The organism is Bradyrhizobium ivorense (assembly GCF_900696085.1).
Classification (GTDB): Bacteria; Pseudomonadota; Alphaproteobacteria; order Rhizobiales; family Xanthobacteraceae; genus Bradyrhizobium; species Bradyrhizobium ivorense.
The window spans coordinates 25,766-44,692 of record NZ_CAADFC020000025.1 but is presented as its reverse complement, the minus strand read 5'-3'; the positions used below and the strand labels follow the sequence as shown (position 1 = coordinate 44,692).

Annotated in this window: 22 protein-coding genes and 1 tRNA gene; 14 read left to right on the top strand and 9 right to left on the bottom strand. The window is 65.3% G+C overall.

What is annotated here, in order from left to right; translation table 11 throughout:
- Positions 1-254 precede the first annotated feature (254 nt).
- Positions 255-1,082 carry a YkgJ family cysteine cluster protein gene (locus CI41S_RS30435; RefSeq protein ID WP_139862875.1) on the top strand — a complete coding sequence of 276 codons (828 nt, stop codon included), beginning with the start codon at positions 255-257 and terminating at the stop codon, positions 1,080-1,082.
- 104 nt (positions 1,083-1,186) lie between these two features.
- Here CI41S_RS30435 and CI41S_RS30430 read toward each other — a convergent pair whose 3' ends face one another.
- A complete protein-coding gene (locus tag CI41S_RS30430; protein ID WP_139862874.1) occupies positions 1,187-2,857 on the bottom strand; it encodes a L,D-transpeptidase in 1,671 nt (556 codons plus the stop codon).
- A 361-nt stretch (positions 2,858-3,218) separates the two neighbouring features.
- Here CI41S_RS30430 and CI41S_RS30425 point away from each other — a divergent pair, with 361 nt between their 5' ends.
- The 3 genes from CI41S_RS30425 (at position 3,219) to CI41S_RS30415 (ending at position 4,067) form a co-directional block, all read left to right on the top strand.
- Positions 3,219-3,443, top strand: a complete 225-nt coding sequence (locus CI41S_RS30425) for a hypothetical protein (RefSeq protein ID WP_139484428.1) — start codon at positions 3,219-3,221, stop codon at positions 3,441-3,443.
- A 92-nt stretch (positions 3,444-3,535) separates the two neighbouring features.
- Positions 3,536-3,742, top strand: a complete 207-nt coding sequence (locus CI41S_RS30420; protein ID WP_139484427.1) for a hypothetical protein — start codon at positions 3,536-3,538, stop codon at positions 3,740-3,742.
- Positions 3,711-4,067, top strand: coding sequence for a plasmid stabilization protein (locus CI41S_RS30415; protein ID WP_139862873.1), 357 nt, complete (start codon positions 3,711-3,713; stop codon positions 4,065-4,067). The genes CI41S_RS30420 and CI41S_RS30415 overlap by 32 nt, the downstream gene beginning before the upstream one ends.
- A 269-nt stretch (positions 4,068-4,336) precedes the next feature.
- On the opposite strand, the gene CI41S_RS45070 is transcribed toward CI41S_RS30415, so the two are convergent.
- On the bottom strand, positions 4,337-4,459 hold the full coding sequence (locus tag CI41S_RS45070; RefSeq protein ID WP_256436477.1) for a hypothetical protein: 123 nt from the start codon (positions 4,457-4,459) through the stop codon (positions 4,337-4,339).
- Positions 4,460-4,712: 253 nt separating this feature from the next.
- Here CI41S_RS45070 and CI41S_RS30410 point away from each other — a divergent pair, with 253 nt between their 5' ends.
- The gene (locus CI41S_RS30410; RefSeq protein WP_139862872.1) at positions 4,713-6,977 is read left to right on the top strand and encodes a cation:proton antiporter domain-containing protein; all 2,265 of its coding nucleotides are present in this window, start codon (positions 4,713-4,715) and stop codon (positions 6,975-6,977) included.
- Positions 6,978-7,052: 75 nt separating this feature from the next.
- Here the strand turns inward: CI41S_RS30410 and CI41S_RS30405 are convergent, their stop codons facing one another.
- Complete coding sequence (locus tag CI41S_RS30405) at positions 7,053-7,496, bottom strand: hypothetical protein (RefSeq protein ID WP_139862871.1); 444 nt, start codon at positions 7,494-7,496, stop codon at positions 7,053-7,055.
- Positions 7,497-7,719: 223 nt separating this feature from the next.
- Here CI41S_RS30405 and CI41S_RS30400 point away from each other — a divergent pair, with 223 nt between their 5' ends.
- The 3 genes from CI41S_RS30400 (at position 7,720) to CI41S_RS30390 (ending at position 8,694) form a co-directional block, all read left to right on the top strand.
- Positions 7,720-8,004: a hypothetical protein gene (locus CI41S_RS30400; protein ID WP_139862870.1), complete on the top strand. Its 285-nt coding sequence runs from the start codon at positions 7,720-7,722 to the stop codon at positions 8,002-8,004.
- Positions 8,005-8,089: 85 nt separating this feature from the next.
- A tRNA-Arg gene (locus CI41S_RS30395) sits at positions 8,090-8,166 on the top strand.
- A gap of 285 nt (positions 8,167-8,451) precedes the next feature.
- Positions 8,452-8,694, top strand: a complete 243-nt coding sequence (locus CI41S_RS30390) for a hypothetical protein (protein ID WP_139484422.1) — start codon at positions 8,452-8,454, stop codon at positions 8,692-8,694.
- A gap of 119 nt (positions 8,695-8,813) precedes the next feature.
- Here the strand turns inward: CI41S_RS30390 and CI41S_RS30385 are convergent, their stop codons facing one another.
- The gene (locus CI41S_RS30385; RefSeq protein WP_139862869.1) at positions 8,814-9,824 is read right to left on the bottom strand and encodes an AraC family transcriptional regulator; all 1,011 of its coding nucleotides are present in this window, start codon (positions 9,822-9,824) and stop codon (positions 8,814-8,816) included.
- A 147-nt stretch (positions 9,825-9,971) separates the two neighbouring features.
- On the opposite strand from CI41S_RS30385, the gene CI41S_RS30380 reads away from it, so the two are divergent.
- From CI41S_RS30380 to CI41S_RS30365, 4 genes are all read left to right on the top strand, one after another.
- On the top strand, positions 9,972-11,165 hold the full coding sequence (locus CI41S_RS30380; RefSeq protein ID WP_139862868.1) for an alkane 1-monooxygenase: 1,194 nt from the start codon (positions 9,972-9,974) through the stop codon (positions 11,163-11,165).
- 323 nt (positions 11,166-11,488) lie between these two features.
- Positions 11,489-11,962 carry a hypothetical protein gene (locus CI41S_RS30375; protein WP_139484420.1) on the top strand — a complete coding sequence of 158 codons (474 nt, stop codon included), beginning with the start codon at positions 11,489-11,491 and terminating at the stop codon, positions 11,960-11,962.
- A 197-nt stretch (positions 11,963-12,159) separates the two neighbouring features.
- A complete protein-coding gene (locus tag CI41S_RS30370; protein WP_244622343.1) occupies positions 12,160-12,696 on the top strand; it encodes a TetR/AcrR family transcriptional regulator in 537 nt (178 codons plus the stop codon).
- Positions 12,697-12,767: 71 nt separating this feature from the next.
- Entirely contained in the window at positions 12,768-13,628 is an 861-nt protein-coding gene (locus CI41S_RS30365; protein ID WP_139862867.1) for a DMT family transporter, read from the top strand.
- A 26-nt stretch (positions 13,629-13,654) separates the two neighbouring features.
- Here CI41S_RS30365 and CI41S_RS30360 read toward each other — a convergent pair whose 3' ends face one another.
- From CI41S_RS30360 to CI41S_RS30350, 3 genes are all read right to left on the bottom strand, one after another.
- Entirely contained in the window at positions 13,655-14,035 is a 381-nt protein-coding gene (locus CI41S_RS30360; RefSeq protein ID WP_139484418.1) for an SANT/Myb-like DNA-binding domain-containing protein, read from the bottom strand.
- Between the two features lie 796 nt (positions 14,036-14,831).
- On the bottom strand, positions 14,832-15,125 hold the full coding sequence (locus CI41S_RS30355; protein ID WP_139484417.1) for a hypothetical protein: 294 nt from the start codon (positions 15,123-15,125) through the stop codon (positions 14,832-14,834).
- A gap of 284 nt (positions 15,126-15,409) precedes the next feature.
- Entirely contained in the window at positions 15,410-15,856 is a 447-nt protein-coding gene (locus CI41S_RS30350; protein ID WP_139862866.1) for a MaoC/PaaZ C-terminal domain-containing protein, read from the bottom strand.
- A gap of 294 nt (positions 15,857-16,150) precedes the next feature.
- On the opposite strand from CI41S_RS30350, the gene CI41S_RS30345 reads away from it, so the two are divergent.
- On the top strand, positions 16,151-16,558 hold the full coding sequence (locus CI41S_RS30345) for a hypothetical protein (protein WP_139862865.1): 408 nt from the start codon (positions 16,151-16,153) through the stop codon (positions 16,556-16,558).
- Between the two features lie 120 nt (positions 16,559-16,678).
- On the opposite strand, the gene CI41S_RS30340 is transcribed toward CI41S_RS30345, so the two are convergent.
- Positions 16,679-17,215 carry a hypothetical protein gene (locus CI41S_RS30340; protein WP_139484414.1) on the bottom strand — a complete coding sequence of 179 codons (537 nt, stop codon included), beginning with the start codon at positions 17,213-17,215 and terminating at the stop codon, positions 16,679-16,681.
- Between the two features lie 211 nt (positions 17,216-17,426).
- On the bottom strand, positions 17,427-18,350 hold the full coding sequence (locus CI41S_RS30335; protein WP_139862864.1) for a hypothetical protein: 924 nt from the start codon (positions 18,348-18,350) through the stop codon (positions 17,427-17,429).
- A gap of 25 nt (positions 18,351-18,375) precedes the next feature.
- Between CI41S_RS30335 and CI41S_RS30330 the strand changes: the two genes are divergently transcribed.
- Positions 18,376-18,759: a VOC family protein gene (locus CI41S_RS30330; protein WP_139484412.1), complete on the top strand. Its 384-nt coding sequence runs from the start codon at positions 18,376-18,378 to the stop codon at positions 18,757-18,759.
- The last annotated feature ends 168 nt before the right edge of the window (positions 18,760-18,927 follow it).

The following is an 18,927-nucleotide window of genomic DNA, read 5'->3' as shown; positions in this document are numbered from 1 at the left end:
GCCGAGAAGCCGCGGTGTACTGGATCGCCCGGTCGAGCCGGGCGATGACAATTGTGGGTGGGGACGCAGATCCGCATTCCCCTCTCCCCTCGTCGTCCCGGGTGCCCGCCCGGAACCCGGCCCGTTGCGGCACCTTGTTCGCGCCGATAGGCTTGTGTTATCGCCGGGTTCGGCTGCAGCAATTCCGAATACGAAGACGCGAGCGGTCGCAGGCGGAGGCCCGCGACCTCACACCAGGCACAGAAGCCAGGAAAATGGATCAGGTGAACTTGGTCGTCGTTCGGGCGCTCGAAAGCGGCGCGACGACGACAAAAGCGATTATCGACGCGACCGGCTTGTCCCGATTGAAGGTCGACCGCGCATTGAGCGCGCTGGAGAAGCAGAAGCTGGTGTTTCGCGAAAGCCAGGGCTCGTGGGCGCTCGGTATTCCGGTGGCACCGACGGTCCGGCAGTGCGGAACATGCACGCTGTGCTGCAAGGTGCTCGAGGTCACCGACCTCGGCAAGCCCGTGAACACGGCGTGCAAGCACATCATGTCCGGCGGCGGCTGCGAGATCTACGCGCAGCGGCCGCGGCAGTGCCGCACCTTCAGCTGCGCCTGGCTGCAAGGGCATTTCGACGACGACTGGTTTCCCGAGAAGTCGGGCATCGTGCCGCATTTCGGCATGGACACCCTGAACATCCAGGTCGATATCGAGAATCCCGATCGCTGGCGCGAGGAGCCCTACTACAGCAAGATCGTCGAGCTGTCGCTCAACGGCATCCGGATGACCGCGGCGCGCCCCTACGCGACGCTCGTGATCGTCGGCGACAACAAATACATGATGCTCGGCCGCACCATCGTCCCCGATCCGACGCTGTTCGGCACCGCGTTCGTGCCCCTCACGCTCGACACTTTCCAATACTGGAAGGCCAAATCGCTGGAGCATCTGCAGCGCCTCAACGAGCGCGTGATGGAGATCCAGCGCATCCAGCAGGAATTCGGCTATTGCGCGATTCCTGAGGACGACGATCCCCAGCCGCCCTATCGGCCCGCGCTGCTCGAATTGTCGAAGGCGCAGGCTGCGACCTCTGCGAAATAACCTCCTGCTCGCGGTGTGACCGCTGCGGCGCTCAGTGAGCCGTGAAGGACGCAAGTTCTTGCGCCCTATTCGCCTCTGCGGTCACGCCGCCAACACGCTTGCGCCTACTGCCAGCCCCAGCCCTGTTGCTGCGGCTGCTGGTAATAGCGCTGCTGGCCATAATAATACGGCTGACCGCCGCTGCTGCGCCGGCGCGTCGTCCCCGGCTGGGGGTAGTTCGCGCTGTTGCCCTGCTGGCCCCACCAATTGCTCCCGGAGGGAGAGTCCCAGCTATTGCCCGAGTTGTAATTATTGGCCTGCGGGGAGCGCTGCGAGAAGAAGCCAAAACCGTCGTCGTCCTCGCTGCCCCAACCGCCGGTCCGCGCGATGCGGTCCTCCATCGACGGCTTGCGGGTGATGAAGCCGCCCTGCGGCTGGTTGCTCAGCACCGCGACGAACTCGGTGCGATAGTTGGTCTCGCTGCTCAGCGGCTCGTCCGAGACGATGATCGAGGAGCGCGGCATGGCGGTCGGTGCGATGCGGTCGAGCACGTCCTGCGGGATGATGACACGGTCGAGCGCATCCTTGGCGTTGTCACCCTCGTCGATCGTCACAGCGGTCCAGCGCAGCCCGGAACCGCTGCGCGCCACCGCCGTGAAGATATGCGTGCCGATCGGCCGGTTCGGATCGCGGATGGTGACCGGAACCTCGATCGAGGAATCGAACACCTCGCCGCCGTCGGGCCACGCCTTGTGGGTGTTGCGCCGGACGTAGAGCTTCTGCGTCGAGCGGCTGATGTAGACCGAGACCGGCTCGAGCGCGAGCTTGGCCTCGGTCGCCGTCTTGGCAGTGTCGGCCTTCTTGGTCTCGGCCGCCTTGGCGGCGTCCTTTGCCGCGGCGGCGGCGTCGCGCTTCGCGGTCGCATCGGCCTTAGCGGCCTCGAGCTGGGTCGCGGCTTCCTCGGCCTTGGGAGCGGCCTTCTGCTTCAGCTCCTCGGCCTTCGCCTTGGCCTGGTCGTTCTTGGCGTTGGCAATCGCCTTGTCGGCGAAGGCGAGCTCGGCGGCGGTGCGGGCCTTCTGCTGCTCCAGCTTACGCAGCGCCGCCGTGAGTGATGTGAGGTCGCGCGCGGTGGTGGCGGCGGCCTTCTTCGCCTCCTCGGCCACGCGCGCGGCTTCCGCGGCCTCGCGGCTCGCAGCCTGGGCCCGGCCCGGAGCGGCCGCAATCGCATCCTTGTTCGGCACGAACAGCGCCGGGTGAGAAAATTCGACCGGCGCCGCGTCCTCCGGCGAGATGATCACCCGCATCCCGATATAGGCCTTGTCGAACAGCTTCTCCGCAAACTCGTAGGGCATCCGGATGCAGCCATGCGACGCTGCATAGCCGGGTAGCGGGCCGCCATGCAGCGCGACCCCGTTCCACGTGATGCGCTGCATGTTCGGCATCCAGGCATCGTCATAAAGCGTCGAGTGGTGATCCTTGTCCTTTTCGATCACGGCGAACACGCCGGCCGGGGTCTCGCGTCCCTTGACGCCGGTCGACACCGGCGCGCGGTAGATCCACCCCTCGGCGTCGTAGAACGTGACCTTCTGGCTCGCGATCGAGACGATCGCCATCAGCGGCTCGCCCGACTGGCGCGGCGCCGTCGCCTCGACGGTGGCCTCGCGGCGCTGCTGCTTCGCCCCGGCGCCACTGGCAGGCGCCGCAAGTGTGACCACCATCGCCAAAGTCACAATGGCGCGAGGTCCCCAACGCCGCATCGCCGCGGTGGTTTGCGCCGTTGTCGTTCGATTTGCCATGCCATGCCCCGGTTGCAATGCCAGTCCGCGGTTTGCGTCGATCACATCAGAGATTACGCGTCTTGGATTAACCAACTGCCGCCACCTTCACATCGTCCAATCCGATCCCCGGGACAAATCAGCACATTCCAGTGACAAATTTCATATATGACGGCGTGCCGCGGCGGAAGGGTGGCGCGGGCCGATCCGAAAGGCGGCAACCCTGGACCGACAATTGGTCGCACCTCACCACAGGGGGACTGGCCGATCGCCGGCTGCCTGGCGGCGGCCGCGCGCATTAGGAACGCCCGCCAGCGGCAAGCGTTTTCAGCATGACAGGCGGCACCCTCCGCGAACCGGCATTCCATCCGAAGGAAACGAAATGCCCTACGCGTTGTTCGATCGCGACAAACAAATCGACCGCGCTTTTCCGACGGAAAAGCAAGCGTGGGAACATGCATTGATCAGCGGGCTCGTCCTCGACGTTCCCGTCGCCGACGAGGCCGGCGGTCAGGTGCTGCCCGCAGGCTATCACATGAAGCAGATTCCCGGCGACGAGGTGTTTGAACCGGCGCCTGCGTGGAAGCTGCCGAAGGAGGTCTCGTGACCGGCACGACCAGCACGTCACGATGACGGCGCGCCAGCATGGCGCATCAGACAATTGCCCGACACTTTGGCGAAACACTTGGGGATGACGGCATGGAAACCGGCAAGAATTTGCTCGTTCGATGCATCGACAACACGCTGCAGCGGGACACGCTCTCGCTGGGGCGCGTCTACGAGGTGACGCGCGATCTCGAGCGCGACGGCTATTACGAGCTGAGCGGTCTGGGCCGCTTCAGCCGGACGCGGTTCGAGGTCGTGCAGCCCAACGATGACGACGCCGACGCACCGCAAGGGTCTTGACGATAGGAGTAGGAGAGCACAATGCCCCAGAGGCGACAAGTCCAGCTACACCGACAAGCAGAAGCGCCAGGCCGAGCATATCGAGGAAGGCTACGAGAAACGCGGCGTTTCCGAGCGCGAGGCCGAGCGCCGCGCATGGGCCACCGTCAATGCGGAGACCCATGGCGGCAAGAAGAGCGGCTCCGGCCGCGGCACGCGCGAAAACCATGCCCCGTCGCGCAAGGGTGGCAAGCTGGGCGGCAAGTCCGCCGCGAAACGGCCTGCCGCGGCGCGATCGCGCTCGGCGAAGAAGGCGGCGCGCACGCGCAAGCGCCGCGCGGCTTGATCTGCAACTGACCACGTCGATTGGCGCGCCTCAACGGCGCGCCAGCAGCACCCTGATCAGGAAGGCGCACGCAAGCGCCTGCAGCGCGGCCTCCGCGTAATCGCGCGAAGCCGTTGCAGGGGCGGACGGACGCGCTAGCCTTGCGGGCCGCAGGTCTCATTCAGTTCGGTCTCGTGATTGCCGGTCATCGTGCAGATCGCCTCTGAGGCGCGCACAATCCGCGCGTCGTCGATCGCGTCGGCGGTGGACTGCCCCGGACCCTGCATAACTTACCCGCCGCTCAGATGATGGGCGACGGCAAACAGCGCCAGCCCGCTCAGGATCATTGCCGACGCCGCGCCGGCGACGCTGCGCGCGAGTTCTGCTTTCGAAAGATTGGTTCTGGTCGCCATCATGGCCTCCCGTGCATGCGAGCAGGGCTCGCGATCGCACGCGGGCCAGGCTCATCAACGGTGGGACATTCGCATCATGGAGATGCAACGCATGCGGCTGGCCTCGGTTCCAGATCACCATGCACAGCGCCGGCCTGCCGCCGTGCGAAGGCGCAATGGATCGCTTTTGGAACCCGGGCGTTGATGGGCTGATCGGGGCCACAACGCGCGGGCCTGTTGTCCGCTCGGGCCCGGATCTGGAATCGGAGACGCGATGGTGATCCGCGGGCGGCGGCTGCAACCGGCGATCTGGGCGGTGATCATTCTGCTCGCGACCGCAACCGCGGCCGGCGCCGAGGCCGGCAAGGCGGCAAAACCTTCCGAGTTCATCCTGCTGGCGCAGATCGCGCTGTTGATCGCGGTCGGGCGCGGGCTCGGCGAACTGATGCAGCGGGTCGGCCAGCCCTCCGTGATCGGCGAACTGCTCGGCGGCCTGCTGCTCGGCCCCTCGCTGTTCGGCTGGCTGTGGCCTTCGGCGCAGGCCGCGATCTTTCCGACGTCCGGCGAGCAGAAGGCGCTAATCGACGGCATCGCGCAGTTCGGCATCCTGCTGCTGCTGTTGCTGACCGGCATGGAGACCGACCTCAAGCTGGTGCGCAAGGTCGGCCGCGCCGCGACCACGATCTCGATCGCGGGCATCGCGGTGCCGTTCGTCTGCGGCTTCGCGCTCGGCGAATTCCTGCCGCAATATCTGCTGCCTCATCCGGAAGCGCGGCTGATCGCAGCGCTGTTCCTCGGCACCGCGCTGTCGATCTCGTCGGTGAAGATCGTCGCCGTGGTGGTGCGCGAGATGAACTTCATGCGCCGCAATGTCGGCCAGATCATCGTCGCGAGCGCGATCATCGACGACACCATCGGCTGGATCATCATCGCGATGATCTTCAGCCTCGCCTCGCGCGGCACGCTCGACGTCATGTCGGTGGCGCAGGCGCTGCTCGGCACCCTCGCCTTCCTCGCGGTCAGTTTTACGATCGGCCGTCGCCTGGTGTTCCGGCTGATCCGCTGGGCCAATGACAATCTGATGAGCACCGCGGCCGTCATCACCGTCATCCTGCTGCTGATGAGCGTGATGGCGATGATCACGCATCTGATCGGCGTGCACACCGTGCTCGGCGCCTTCATCGCCGGCGTGCTGGTCGGCGAATCCCCGATCCTGACCCGGCAGATCGACGAACGGCTGCGCGGGCTGATCTCGAGCCTGTTCATGCCGGTGTTCTTCGGCCTCGCCGGCTTGAGCGCCGATCTGACCGTGCTGAAGGATCCGTCGCTCTTGGCGCTGACCGCGGCGCTGGTGCTGATCGCGAGCATCGGCAAATTCGGCGGCGCCTTCGCCGGCGGCGCGCTCGGCGGGCTGACGCGGCAGGAATCCTATGCGCTGGCGAGCGGCATGAATGCGCGCGGCTCGACCGAGGTGGTCATCGCCACCATCGGCCTGTCGATGGGCGTGTTGAGCCAGACCATGTTCTCGATGATCTTGACCATGGCGGTGCTGACCACGATTGCGATGCCGCCGATGCTGCGCGCGGCATTGTCAAAACTGCCGCTCGGCCAGGACGAGAAGGAGCGGCTGGAGCGCGAGGAATACGAGCAGCGCGGTTTCGTCGCCAATCTCGAGCGGCTGCTGCTCGCGGTCGACGACAGCCTCAACGCGACATTCGCCGCCCATCTCACAGGTCTATTGGCCGGCGGGCGCGGCCTGCCGATCACCGTGCTGCACGTCGGCGCCCATCCCGGGCTTGCGGAGCAGAACCGCGGCGACGAGCAAAGCCACGAGGCCGCCGTGATCAACGCCGCCAAAGAGAGCGCAAAGGCCGATGCCGACGGCGGCGGCAATGTCGACGTCCTCACCCGCGCGCCCGAGAAGGCGGCGGCGGAGGCGATCGCCGAGGAAGCCAAAAAGGGATTTGACCTGCTGGTCGTCGGCATCGACGATGTCGCCGACCGCGACGGCGGTTTCAACAAGGGGATCGACGAATTGACCGCGGGCTTCGACGGTCCGCTGGCGATCGTCGTCGCCAAGGGCGCGCATCAGCAGCACCCGACCGCGAACCCGCGAAAAATCCTGGTGCCGGTGTCGGGCAGCAATGTGTCGCGGCGCGGCGCCGAGGTCGCGATCGCGCTGGCACGCCTGTCCGCGCTGCCGCTGCAGGTAGTCTATGTCTCGACCACGCGCGACAAGGGCGCCCGCCGCAGCAGCACCAGCATGTCGCTGGCCCGCGAGGAAGCGATTTTGAAGGACATCGCCGCGGCCGCGGCGCGTTACGACGTCAACGTGGCGACGACGTTGCGCGCCAACACCGCGCCCGAGGTCGCGATCCTGCAGGAGATCGCCGCAAGCCGCGCCGATCTCGTCGTGCTCGGCACCGACCGCATCCAGGGCGACAGCCTGAATTTTGGCAGCGTCGCCGCTTCCGTGCTCGGCAAGTCCAAGGTCTCGGTGCTGCTGGTGTCGGACGGCGAGATCAGGCCGAAGAGCTAGAGCGTTTTCGAGCGAAGTGGAGGCCGGTTCGCGTAAAGAAAACGCGTCAAACAACAATGACCCGTGGGCCGGTTGCTACCACTCTTCAGGGCAGGGATCGACGATCTTCCAGAGCTCGATCCCGTTCTTGATCTTCTTCATCTCGGTGGTGAGCCCGCCGTTGCGGCGGATCCAGTCCTTCACCGTGTTGGGGTAGTACGACATCAGGTCGGAGGTGCCCTCGAGGCTGGTGACCTTGATGCCGAAGGTGAAGGCCTTGTCGTAATAGGCCTGGTGGAAGCCGAGGCTGGCCTTCGGCGTCACGCAGATCTTGTTCATCGGCACGATGCCGAACACCAGCGTGCAGGCCGAGTTGCAGATGCCGTCGATGATGACGCGCTCGCCGCGTTCCTTGATACGCTTGTACTTGGTCTTGTACTCCTCGACATAGCCGCCGTGGTCGCGCGTGATGTGCAGATCCGCCCGCGCCGGCGCGGCAGCCAGAACCAGGAGCAGCAAGGCAAGGGGCGTGATGCGCATGAAAGGTTTGAACCGAAAAAGCCTGGCCGGGAGGGGTCAGGCCGGATGGACCTGACCGCAAGACTCTGGCCGGACTGTGTTGGCAATCGGTTAAGCATCCGCAAAAAGGCAAAATTTGGCGCGCTGTGGCTGATTTCCCGCAGCTTTTCGCCCGATTCCGGGTTAAATGGAGCCCGGAGCGGCCGAAACTGCCGATTCCAGCGTGAATGCCCGGAGGCCGCCAATGACCAAGACCAAGCTGCTCGCCGCCCTAGCCCTGACCGTTTCCCTGGCCGTTCCGGCCCTGAGCACGGCGACCGCGGCCGATATGTCCCTCTACCCCCGCCACCGGCATCACCACCGCCACGCCCATTGGGGCCTGCCCTACCACATCAGCTATCTGCACAATTACGGCCCCGGCCCCACCCCGGGCACCTTCGCGTTCTACGACGGCCCCTCGACCAACAAGTGCTACCAGGGCTCCGCCGCCTATATCGGCCAGGACCACCGCCGCCACCCGTGCTTCTGAGGAATTGAGCTGACGGCCAGCACGCGGCACACGCATGCCGAGGTTGCTGGCCCTCCCCGGCCAAGTCTGGTAATCGACCCGCAACGCGCTCGTAGCTCAGCTGGATAGAGCATCGGATTTCGATTCCGAGGGTCGGAGGTTCGAATCCTTCCGAGCGCGCCACCCAACAGCACCCCCGCATAGTCGTTGAGTGAAGCGTCACCGTGATCGGTGTGTAGGGTGGGTAGAGCGCAGCGAAACCCATCGTCTCGCCGCGCCGATGCAATCGATGGGGTTTCGCTGCGCTCTTCCCCACCTTACGCTGCTGCGCAGCGGCTGCCCCGTAAAACCCACGCCTTGCGCTTCCTTGCCGGTTGCAGGACGCTGCATTCGCCGTACGCCTCTTGCACCCGGTCCATGTGAGGCGATCCGTCCATTGTCGAGCCTGGGCCGAAGGAAAGTCGTGAGATGGGCGATAACGACAATCTCGTTGAGCGCGTCGCGCATCTGGAGGGACAGGTCTCCCGCTTGCTGGCGGCACTTTGCTGCGCGCTCAGCGTCATCCTCGTGCTCATCTTCTATAACAGGGCACCGTTCTATTTCGACGGCCATTACGGCGACTTGTTCGTCAGATTGGCCGGAACCGTCGGGTCATCCTTCCTGGTGGGCTGGCCGATCGTGAAGTGGGTGGTTGGCAAAAAGCCGGAATAGCTCTGCTCGCAAGCCCCGCTACAGCGCGATGAGATTGGGCTGAATCGTCATCGCGCTTTTGCTCTTTGTTTGAGCATGATCTTTTCGGAAAACCGCTTCACACTTTTCCGGATCATGCTCTAGCCCCGCCCGCCCCTCTCCCCGAACCACCGCCGACAGGCGCGGCTGAAGCTCGTCGCGTCGGTGTAGCCGAGCGCGGCGGCCATCGCGTCGCGCGATTGCGTCCCCGACGCGAGCATGGCGCGGGCGCGCTCGCGCAGCACGGCGTCGAGCAACGGCCGGAAGGCGTGGCCGGTCTCGGCCAGCCGCCGCACCAGCGTGCGCCGCGAGGTGCCGAGCAGGCGCGCGGCTTCTTCCTCTGCCAGACGTTGCGGCAGGCGCGCCGCGATCAGGTTCTCGACGATCCGCGCCAACGCCTCGCCGTCCGGCCGCGGTTTTTCGACCGCCTGCAGCGCCTCGATCGCCCGGGCGTGCAATTCCGGATCGGCAAACGGCGACGGCCGCGCGCACAGCAGTTTCGGCACCTCGAAGCCGAAGGCGGCGGCGTCGAATTGCACGGCGCAGGAGAAATGCGGCGCCAGCCGCTCCGCGCCCGCCGGCGGCGGCCAGGGAAACTGCAGCGTCGCCTGGCCGATCGCATCCTCGAGCAGCTGCACATACACCGCGTGCACATTGAGGCCGACCGCGAGCGCGACGGCGCGCCACAGCGCATCGTCCATCGCCACCGTGGGCGAGATCTCGATCTGGATCGCCCGCGCGGTCTTGCGCAGCTGGTTGCGGATGAAGGGCGCGCGGGTCGATCCGAAGCGGGCGCCGATGGTCAAGGCATCCGCGATGGTCGGCGCGGTCCGGGTCGCGACGTCGAGCGCGCCCTGCAGCGATGTCGACCAGACTGCCGCGGCCGACAACGGCCACAGTTCGCCATTGCGGCGGGTGATGTTGGCGGCCAGCGCCACCAGCGCCGAGACCGGCATGTGCGCGCCCGGCTGCTCGAGCAGCGCAAGCTGCACACCGGTGCCGTTCAGCAGCTCGTCGCGCTCGCCCCGCGTCTTGCCGAAGGCCCGGACCAGGGCCCGCGCATAGCTCACGGTGACCGGCGCACGGAGAGCAACCGAGTCCGATCCCTGCATGGCGTCGGCGACCTCCCCTCGCGTAGGCTTGGCGCAAAATGCCACAAAATTGGCCTGTTGTGAACTGGCGGCGCAGCCCCGCCTCGCGGCATGCTGAGCGCAACAACGGCAAACGCCGCCTCGAAAAAGCGACGCTGGAGGATGACGATGATCTTCACGGGCACCAATGCTGCCGGCGAGACGATCACCTATCGGGACGGCAAACGCTATCTGTGGATGCTCTCCTTCATTCCGCCGCTGGTCCCGCTGCTGTCCTACCGGCTCTATCTCGAGACCCACAATCCGCTGGCGACGCTGATTCCGTTCGTCTTCATCTTCGGCCTGATCCCGCTGCTCGACATGCTGATCGGCGAGGACACCCACAATCCGCCGGCCGAGGTGGTCGGCGCGATGGAGGCCGATCCGTATTATCTCAGGCTGGCGCGCTTCACCGTGGTGTTTCCCTGGGTGAACTACGTTGCGCTGATCGCGTTCTTCGGCACCCAGGAGCTGCCGTGGTGGTCCTATGTCGCGCTGCTGCTCGGCGTCGGCACCATCAATGGCGGCGCGCTGCTGATCGGGCACGAGCTCGGCCACAAGCCGGACAAGCTCAACATCCTGTTCGGCACGCTCGCCAACTGCGCGGTCGGCTACGCGCATTTCCGCGTCGAGCACAATCGCGGCCACCACACCTGGGTCGCGACCCCCGAGGATCCCGCCAGCGCGCGGTTCGGTGAATCGATCTATGCGTTCGCGCTGCGCGAACTGCCCGGCGCATTCCGGCGCGGCTGGCGCAACGAGGCCGAACGGCTGACCAGGCGCGGCGAGCCGGTCTGGTCGGTCAACAACGAGATCCTGCAAGGCTTTGCGCTCACCTTCGTCGTCGCGGCCGCGCTGATTGCGCTGTTCGGCTGGAAGGTCGCGCCGTTCATCGTCGCGCATCATTTCCTCGGCTGGTATGCGCTGACCCAGGCCAACTATGTCGAGCATTACGGGCTGCTGCGCGAAAAACTGTCGAACGGCCGCTACCAGCCGGTCGAGCCGCGCCACTCCTGGAACACCAACCACATCGTCTCGAATTTGATGACCTTCCATCTGCAACGTCATTCCGATCACCACGCCAACCCGATGCGCCCCTACCAGTCGCTGCGCGACTTCGACGACATCCCGCGGCTGCCGAACGGCTACACCGGGATGTTCGGGCTGGCGGCCATCCCGCCGCTCTGGTTCCGTGTGATGGACCCGAAGACATTGGCGTGGGCCGGTGGCGACACAAGCAAGCTGAACTTGCGCGATCGGCCGCGCGGTGAGCCCAACGATCTCGCGTCCCGCGACGGAGGTTCGGCGACCACCGGCGCGTAGTGCCTCCACCGCAATTCGGCGGCGCGCGCCTTTGCGGCTCACCCCGCCAGAGCATCGGATTTCGATTCCGAGGGTCGGAGATTCAAATCCATTCGAGCGCGCTTCTATCAACGGGTTAGCCGCCATTTCGGACTTCGGTCGGCGAGCACCTGCCGCGCCCAAGCCTCACCCCAGGTCGGATATTCCGGATACGCGAGTGCGCCCCCCGCCGGATCGACAGGTTGTGATGGGTATAAATCTATACCTCTGATATACTCGTCCCGGACGTTTTTCAGAGTGCATTTCGCGCGGGCTTTTTCATCACCAACGTTGGACCCGGCATCGTGAGCGAAGGATCAGGCAAGACGACCTGGATTGCGGTGATCGTCGCCGTCTTGAGTTTGGCGACCGCCGTGGTCACCAGTTGGGACAAGCTGTTTCCCTCCGGCGCCAATGCCTCCAAGCTGTCGAGCCCGACGATGTACATGAATTGGCGATGGCAGGCATATACGCTTCCGCCAAAGATGACCGCCGACTACATCAAAAAGTGGAACGGCGACTGCGCAGCGGAGGGCCAGCGGCAACTTTTGTTGCATGGTTTCAGTATTTACGGTTTCAGCGAAATCGGCGTCGGTGGCGGCGCGATGTTTCCAAACTCGCAGGAACTTTTGATCCAGATTGCCTGTCAGGCCATGGATCAGCACTTGGCGTACAGCATCGTCGCCGTCGGCCCCTCCACCGACATCGCGACGGTCGACCGGCATATGAATGCGATCTTGGAAGGCATGATCCGGCCCGGCATGAGCTTCGGGCAATAGCCGATTCCACCGTGCCTTGTTCTCACCCTTGCCGTCATGGAACATGGCCGCGGCTGATATTTGCGACGCCGACACGTACTTGGCGCTTGCGATTTAAAGACCGATTGGTCTATATATCGGTCATGAATCAAGCTCCGGCACAGTTGCCCCGCGGCCGCCCCCGAAGTTTCGACGTCGACGGCGCCGTCGAACGGGCCATGCAGGTGTTCTGGTCGCGTGGCTATCACGCCACGGCGCTGCCCGATCTGCTTCGTGCGACGAAGCTCTCGCGCGGCAGCCTCTATGCTGCTTTCGGTGACAAGCACTCGCTGTTCCTGTGTGCGCTCGATCGCTACATCGCCGATGCGCTGGCACGGATGGATATCGAATTCGATCCGCGCAGAGATCCCGTCGACGGCCTGCGGAGTTACTTTGCCGGCTACGTCGACCGCACGAGCGGTGCGAAAGGCCGTCGCGGATGCCTGCTGGTGGCCACGACCATGGAACTGGCTGGCCAGGATGCCGACGTCAATCGTCGCGCCGCGGGCTTTTTCAAAGCCATGGAGACCAGGGTGGCGGCCGCACTTTCCCGCGCGAAGGCGGCCGGCAAGTTGGCCGACGGTGTCGAGCCTTCAAGTGCCGCGCGAATTCTCGTCTGTTTCGTCGAGGGGCTGCGCGTCATCGCCAAGACCGGCCCCACACCGATTACGTCGCAAGCCACCGCCGACGCTCTACTCGATCGTTTCGTCAGGTAAACAGCCCGTGGACAGCGCCGTGAATTCGCACGCCGATATTTGGACCGATCGGTCTTGAAAGGAAAGATGCCATGTCTGCCATCCAGATCGTCTGCGCGGTGGCCGTTCCCTTGCTCTGGGGTTATCAGTTCGTGGCCATCAAAGTGGGCGTTACGGAGTTTCCACCTCTCTTCTTCCTCGCGCTGCGGTTCATGGCCATCGCGCTGCTGCTTGTTCCGTTTGTCAAAAGGCCCACGCCTCAACAGTTCGGCCCTATCGCAGCTATTTCAATTTTCCTTGGTGGGCTGAACTTCGGGCTGTTCTATGTCGGCCTTGGGCTCGGCTCGGGAAGCATGTCGGCCGTCGCCTATCAACTCGCCCCGCCTTTCACCGTCCTGTTGGCCTGGCCGCTGCTCGCGGAGCGGCCGTCGCTCACCACATGCGCCGGCGTGGTGCTTGCATTCATCGGGGTGATCGTGCTGGCGACGGAGCCCGACCTGTCGGCAAATCCGCTTCCGCTGCTGCTCGTGGTCGGGGCAGCCTTCGCATTTGCGGTGTCCACCGTCCTGACCAAACGCTACGGCCCGTTCGATCCGCTGATGCTGATGGGGTGGTCGTCGCTGCTGACGGTGCCGCAGGTCATGTTGATGTCGTTGCTGCTCGAATATGGGCAACTGACGAGCCTTGTCGCGGCGGATGAGCGCGGCTGGCTGGCACTCGCCTACACCATTTTCATCGGAGGAATTGTCGGGTTCGGCCTTTGGTTCTGGCTGATCGGGCGCTGCTCCATGGGCCGCGTCGCCCCCTTCGGCCTGCTAATTCCGGTGTTCGCCCTGATATCGAGCGTGTTGTTCCTTGGCGACCGCATGACGCCAAAGCTGATCTTCGGTGGAGCGCTCGCGATCTCCGGCGTCGCCATCACACAGATAAGACCGAGCATGCGACCGATTTGAACAACGCGAGACCGAGCTGCGCCCGCTCAGCCGCCGCTCGGAATCTTGCGCCGCACCGCCTCGACGCCGACATCGGTGACGCGATATTTCCGCGCCGTCGTGCCCTCGGCGACGATCCAGCCCTTCTCGATCATTCCGGCGATGGTGCTCGGGCCGACGCCCGCGGGAAACGGGCGGCTACTCCCGATCGCGTCGATCGCCACCCGCTCGAGATGGGTCGCGACATGCGAGGGACGCGCGCGATAGGCTTTTGCAATGATGAGGACGGACAGCACTTCGGCGCGGCGGCGCACCGCGGAGGGGCTGCGGGTCAGCGCGTTGCTGATCTCGAGCGCATTCTTTCCGGCCCGGGCGAGCTCCCTGAGCGTCTCGTCCTCCTCGGAGGTCCAGCGCCGCACCATCCCCATCTGCCCCTCACCGCCTCGATATGCACCTGGAACCGATGCATAGGCAGGCGCGGCTGATTTGGGATGTGACTTTCGGCACCTCTTGGCGTGACCTTAGGGACTGTCGGCGATCACGAGGGCAAACGGCGCCGCCACCAGACCACTCGCCGGGCTTCCACCCCGAGGCATTTGCGCTGGCCGATCGGTGCCATCCGCTGTACAATCTCACCACGATTTCAGCAGTGAGGTATATTTATGCGTGTGAGCTCGATTTGTACGTTTGTCTTCGCCGTGGTGATTGGTCTGACGGCATTTGCGGGAGGAGCTGCGGCCGACAAAATCTGCGAGGGCATGGTGCCTTCGTGCCCGGACGGCTCTGCGCCATTCTGGGGCGGCAATGCCTGCACATGCGCGAGGCCAAAGAAATGCGCGCCGGAAAACTGGTTCTGCTCCTGGCAGCCGATCATCGGGGTATGGTCGTGCGCCTGCAACACGCCGGAGAATCCGCCACCCCCGTTCTGCCACGTCTGTCCTGACGGCAGCCCGGCTCGAGACGATGGACAGGGCAACTGCATCTGTGACGAATTCCTCCCGCCGCCCGCGAGCCGAGCGCCGCCGCGTCGCGCGTCGCCGATTCCAAAACGTCGCGAGCAGTGACGCGCAGACGCGCAAGCGCCGGCATCATGCTCGGATGGGAAGCGAAGGCGCGATGAACATGCGACGCGATCTCATCGCGCGTTGGCCGGCTGCGCTGCGGCTTGTGGCAGCCGCTCCGCAAGCGGCCGCCAGGGCCGTTCGCGGAGCGCTGCTGGCGCGATCAATGCTTGCTCGGCTCGAGCGTGATGAGCACACCGGTCGGCTCGGGCTCGTGTGGCCGAAGACTGGTGAGTTCCGGATCGCTCCATTCGGCGAGGCTGACCACTTCGCCGGTCTGCCCCTGCATGTCAGGGGCTTCGGCAGGTTCGAGAACTTTCAGGCCGCTGGTGTCGACGAAGAACGTGTGCTCGCCGAACACGCTGTTCAGTTGCGCGACCGCCGGGTGATCTTCTGGAAGCACCTGGGCGTTCATTTGCGTCATCGTCTGCTTGACCTGCGCGGAATTGAGCTTCATGCGCTTGCTCCTGTTCGTGGTTCCGGTTTTGGCTGGTTTCCCCTCCCCGCTCGCCCTCTGAGGGGGCCTCGAAGTCTCGAACCGATCCGGCACCGAAACGTTCCGCAGCCGCGACGCATTGACTGCGTTCCCCACAAGTTCCGTGTCTGTCGATGCGTGAAAGCGCGCAGCGGGCTCAGGCGGCGCCGGGCAGCACGACCTCGCCGAGAATGGCGTCATTGATGCGCCGTTGTTCCGCCGCCGGCCTGTCGTAATTGCCGCAGCACTGCGCGCAAGGTCGTCGATTACGCGATGTCCGCCGGCCGCATGCGGATCAGCACGTCGAGCACCACGACCAGAACCGGGCGACGCTCGTCGTCGACCAGCTCGGTCCGGAAGATCACGACGGCGTCGCGGCGCTCCGGCCGCATCGTGATCTTCTGGACCTGCGATTGGCCGGTGAGCGTGGCGCCGGGGCGGACCGGGCTGGGGATGCGAATCTCGAGGCTGCGCCCGACGATGCCGGCGACCTTGCTCCAGATCGCCTCCACCACGAGGCGCTGATAGATCGCAATGGTGTTGAAGCCGCTCGCGATGAGGCCGCCGAACGGGCCGGCGGCCGCCGCAACGGGATCGGTGTGGATCGGCACGGGATCATACTTCCCGGCGAACTCCAGGATCTCGGCTTCGCTGATCGTATAGCTGCCGAGCTGAAACGTCTGTCCCTCGGCGAGATCTTCCGCATACAGCATCGCGCGCCTCCCGTTTCAGACGGGACGATAGACCAACGCCGACGCCGTTCCATTCCCTCGGAGGTCATGAGCTTCGGCACGCGACCGGAATTGGCGATGCGGGACCGCTTCCCTTGACCCGGCCGCGGCGCGCCAAATCCCGCCCGGCGGGCCAATTTTGACGGTGGATCGGTTCCGGGGAGGTCCGCTGAGGGGTAGGATTTCCCCAAAACATGCGGTAAGTCACGGCAGCTGCCGGGCTTTTCGGATTCCCGGCGCCGCCTTCCCGGTCATCACCATTCGGACATTTTCGACATGAGACAGATCATCCTCGTGCTGGCGCTCCTGGTCCCGGCTGCCGCGCTTGCCCAAGGCACCGCCGCACCGCCCGCCACCGCCCCGGCCGCCGCGCAGCCGCCGATGGTCGGCGACAAGCCGCTGGTCCAGGTCGGCAAGAAGTCGGCCAAGTCGGCTGCCAAGAAGGGCGAGAAGGCCGAGCCGGCCGGCAAGCAGTCGGTCGCGCAGAAGCTGCAGGCCTGCCAGGACATCGACGACGCCACCAAGGAGCGGCTGAACTGCTACGACGAGATCTTCAAGCCGCAGCCAAAGCCGAAGGCCACTCCCGCCAAGGGCGTCAATGACTGCCGCTTTGTGAAGGAAGAGGACGAGCGGCTGGCCTGCTACAACGGCTTTGCCGACAAGATCCCGCGCCTGCCCCGCTAACCGCGTTTCGCCGGGATTTGGCCAAGGCGGTCGCGTGACCGCCCGTTCGGCCTGATGCGATTCAGACGAAAAAGCCGCCGCTGGCGTCTGCCGCGGCGGCCGGATCGTCGGCTGGGCTGATTACCAGTTGAAGAAGCCGAAGCGCTGCTGCTGCTGCGCGACGCGATATGGCTGGTACGGACCCGACTGGAACGGGCCGGGCTGCGCGAAGCGCTGCGGCTGCAGCTGGGTCGGCGGATGCGCGTGGCTGCGGGCGATCTTGCGCTTCTTGGGCGCCTGCGCCGGCTGGACCGGCTGCTCGACCGGCTTGGCCTCCGCCACCACCGGCTTGCTGGCTGCCTCGTTCTTCTCGCCCGGAACGAACTGGGCGAAGGTGTCGCGGACCCGGGACTGCGCCGAGCTGTCGCGGGCGGCTGCCGGCGCGGCCGCAGCCACGGCATTCACCTGCGACGGGACAATGGTCGGTAGATTGGTGTCATACACCACCAGCTCCGGCAATTTCTGGGTCGATTTGATGCGGACCGTGCTCTTGTCGATGCCGCCGGCCGACTGGATGGCGCTGCCGACCACGCTCTCCTTCGGCGTGAAGGCATCGAAGGCGAACAGCAGCGCGAGCAGAACTCCGCCAACGAACATGAAGTAACGCGCCACTGGCATCTTGCTGGCTCCCCCGCGCAGCGGGCGCGGTTCAACTCGTATGCGCACGATGACAGCCGCCATCGTGCGCCCGATCTCATCGGTTGCGCATGATCCCCCGGAAAGCCGGCATCGGCGTCGCCGAGTCATGTCCTAAACTGGTGATGTACTAGTTAGTTCCTCCCCGCCGATTTTGGTTCACCCGGGGTGCTCACTTTTTCGGGATAGGGGATTAAAGGCGGCTCGCGGTAACAACCGAGCATTTCGCCTTTGTTGCGTTGATATTGACGAATCCGACCAGCATCCGTGAATAGGTCTTGCGGGTCCGCGTCGCGATAGTGTCGGTGATCAGGCGCTTGCGCTGGGTCAGAGGGCTGCCGTCGCGGCGGGCGAAGGCGCAGGCGATCTCGATATCCTTGACCGCGAAATCGTTGCGATTGCGCAGCGTCAGCGTGACCAGCGCCTTCGAGCCGAGCCCGCCGCGCCGCCATGATTGCGAGGCAACGCGCAGGCCCTCGAGCGGCGATTTTTCGACGCCGGGCTCGGACGCGGCCGGCGACGCAGGCGCGATCCCCTCCGTGATCGGCTCGTTCGCCGGCACGATCGCGACCGCGGGCGGTGTCTCCTTGTTCGCGGCGGCCTGATCGGGCTGCGGCTCGGACGACGGAGTCTGCGCTGTCAGGATGATCGAGGATGGCGCCGGCGAGACGGCTTCATCGGCAGCGTCGCTGAGCTCCGGGAGCATCAGCCAGGCGGTGATCCCCGCGACGGCAATCAGCGGCAACAGCAGGCCCGCGAAGAACCTGCCTGCACCGAAACGCCCGACAGCAACGTTTTGAAACGGGTTTCGAAACGACGCCAAGCCGATCCGCATCGCCGTGCCCTCACCCCGGCGGCAACCTGCCGCCCATGCCCCGACAGGCACCGCTTCCGCACTGGTCCTGAGACGGCCGCAGGGTCGGGGCGCCACAGCCGAGACAATCGCCGGAGACCAAAATGGTTTCCTTCCGGGACGGTGATTTTGCGGCAGTCGCTTCAGCGCCGGCTTCTGTCGGCGCATAAGGCGCGCGCTGCCGCGGTTTTCGCGAGGGAAAACCGCTTCACAGCTTTCTGCATCGTCTCTAGATTTGCGCCGCCTCGGCAATGCGCGCCGCAAGCGCGTGAGAATCAAGGAGACCGCGATGCCTACCGTGACCTGGGACCATATCCACCTGCGCAGTCCCGATCCCGAGGCGACCGCCGCCTGGCTGCACGACATTCTCGGCGGCGAGATCATCCGCGGTCCCGGCCGCATCGACGTCGCGCTCGGCGGTGCCAAGGTGTTCATCGCGGAGGTCGCACCCGGCGACGGCGTCAACGCGCCGCCGGTGACGCCCTATCAGGGGCTCGACCATTTCGGACTGACGGTGAAGGACATCGACGCGGTCGCCGCCGAGATCAAGGCCAAGGGCGTCGAGTTCACCAAGGAGCCGACCACGATCCGTCCCGGCGTGCGCATCTGCTTCATCCGCGGCCCGCAGGGCATCTCGATCGAGCTTCTGGAGCGCGACCAGAAGTACGCGTGACACTGAAGCAGCGGACAAATTCAACCTGACCCGTCACCCTGAGGTGGCCGCTTCTTCAGCGGCCCTCGAAGGGTCGACGGCCACCGACGGGGCCGCGTCGATCCTTCGAGGCTCGCCGAAGAGGCTCGCACCTCCAGCGACAAAGGCGAAGCCTTTGCGCGGGGATGA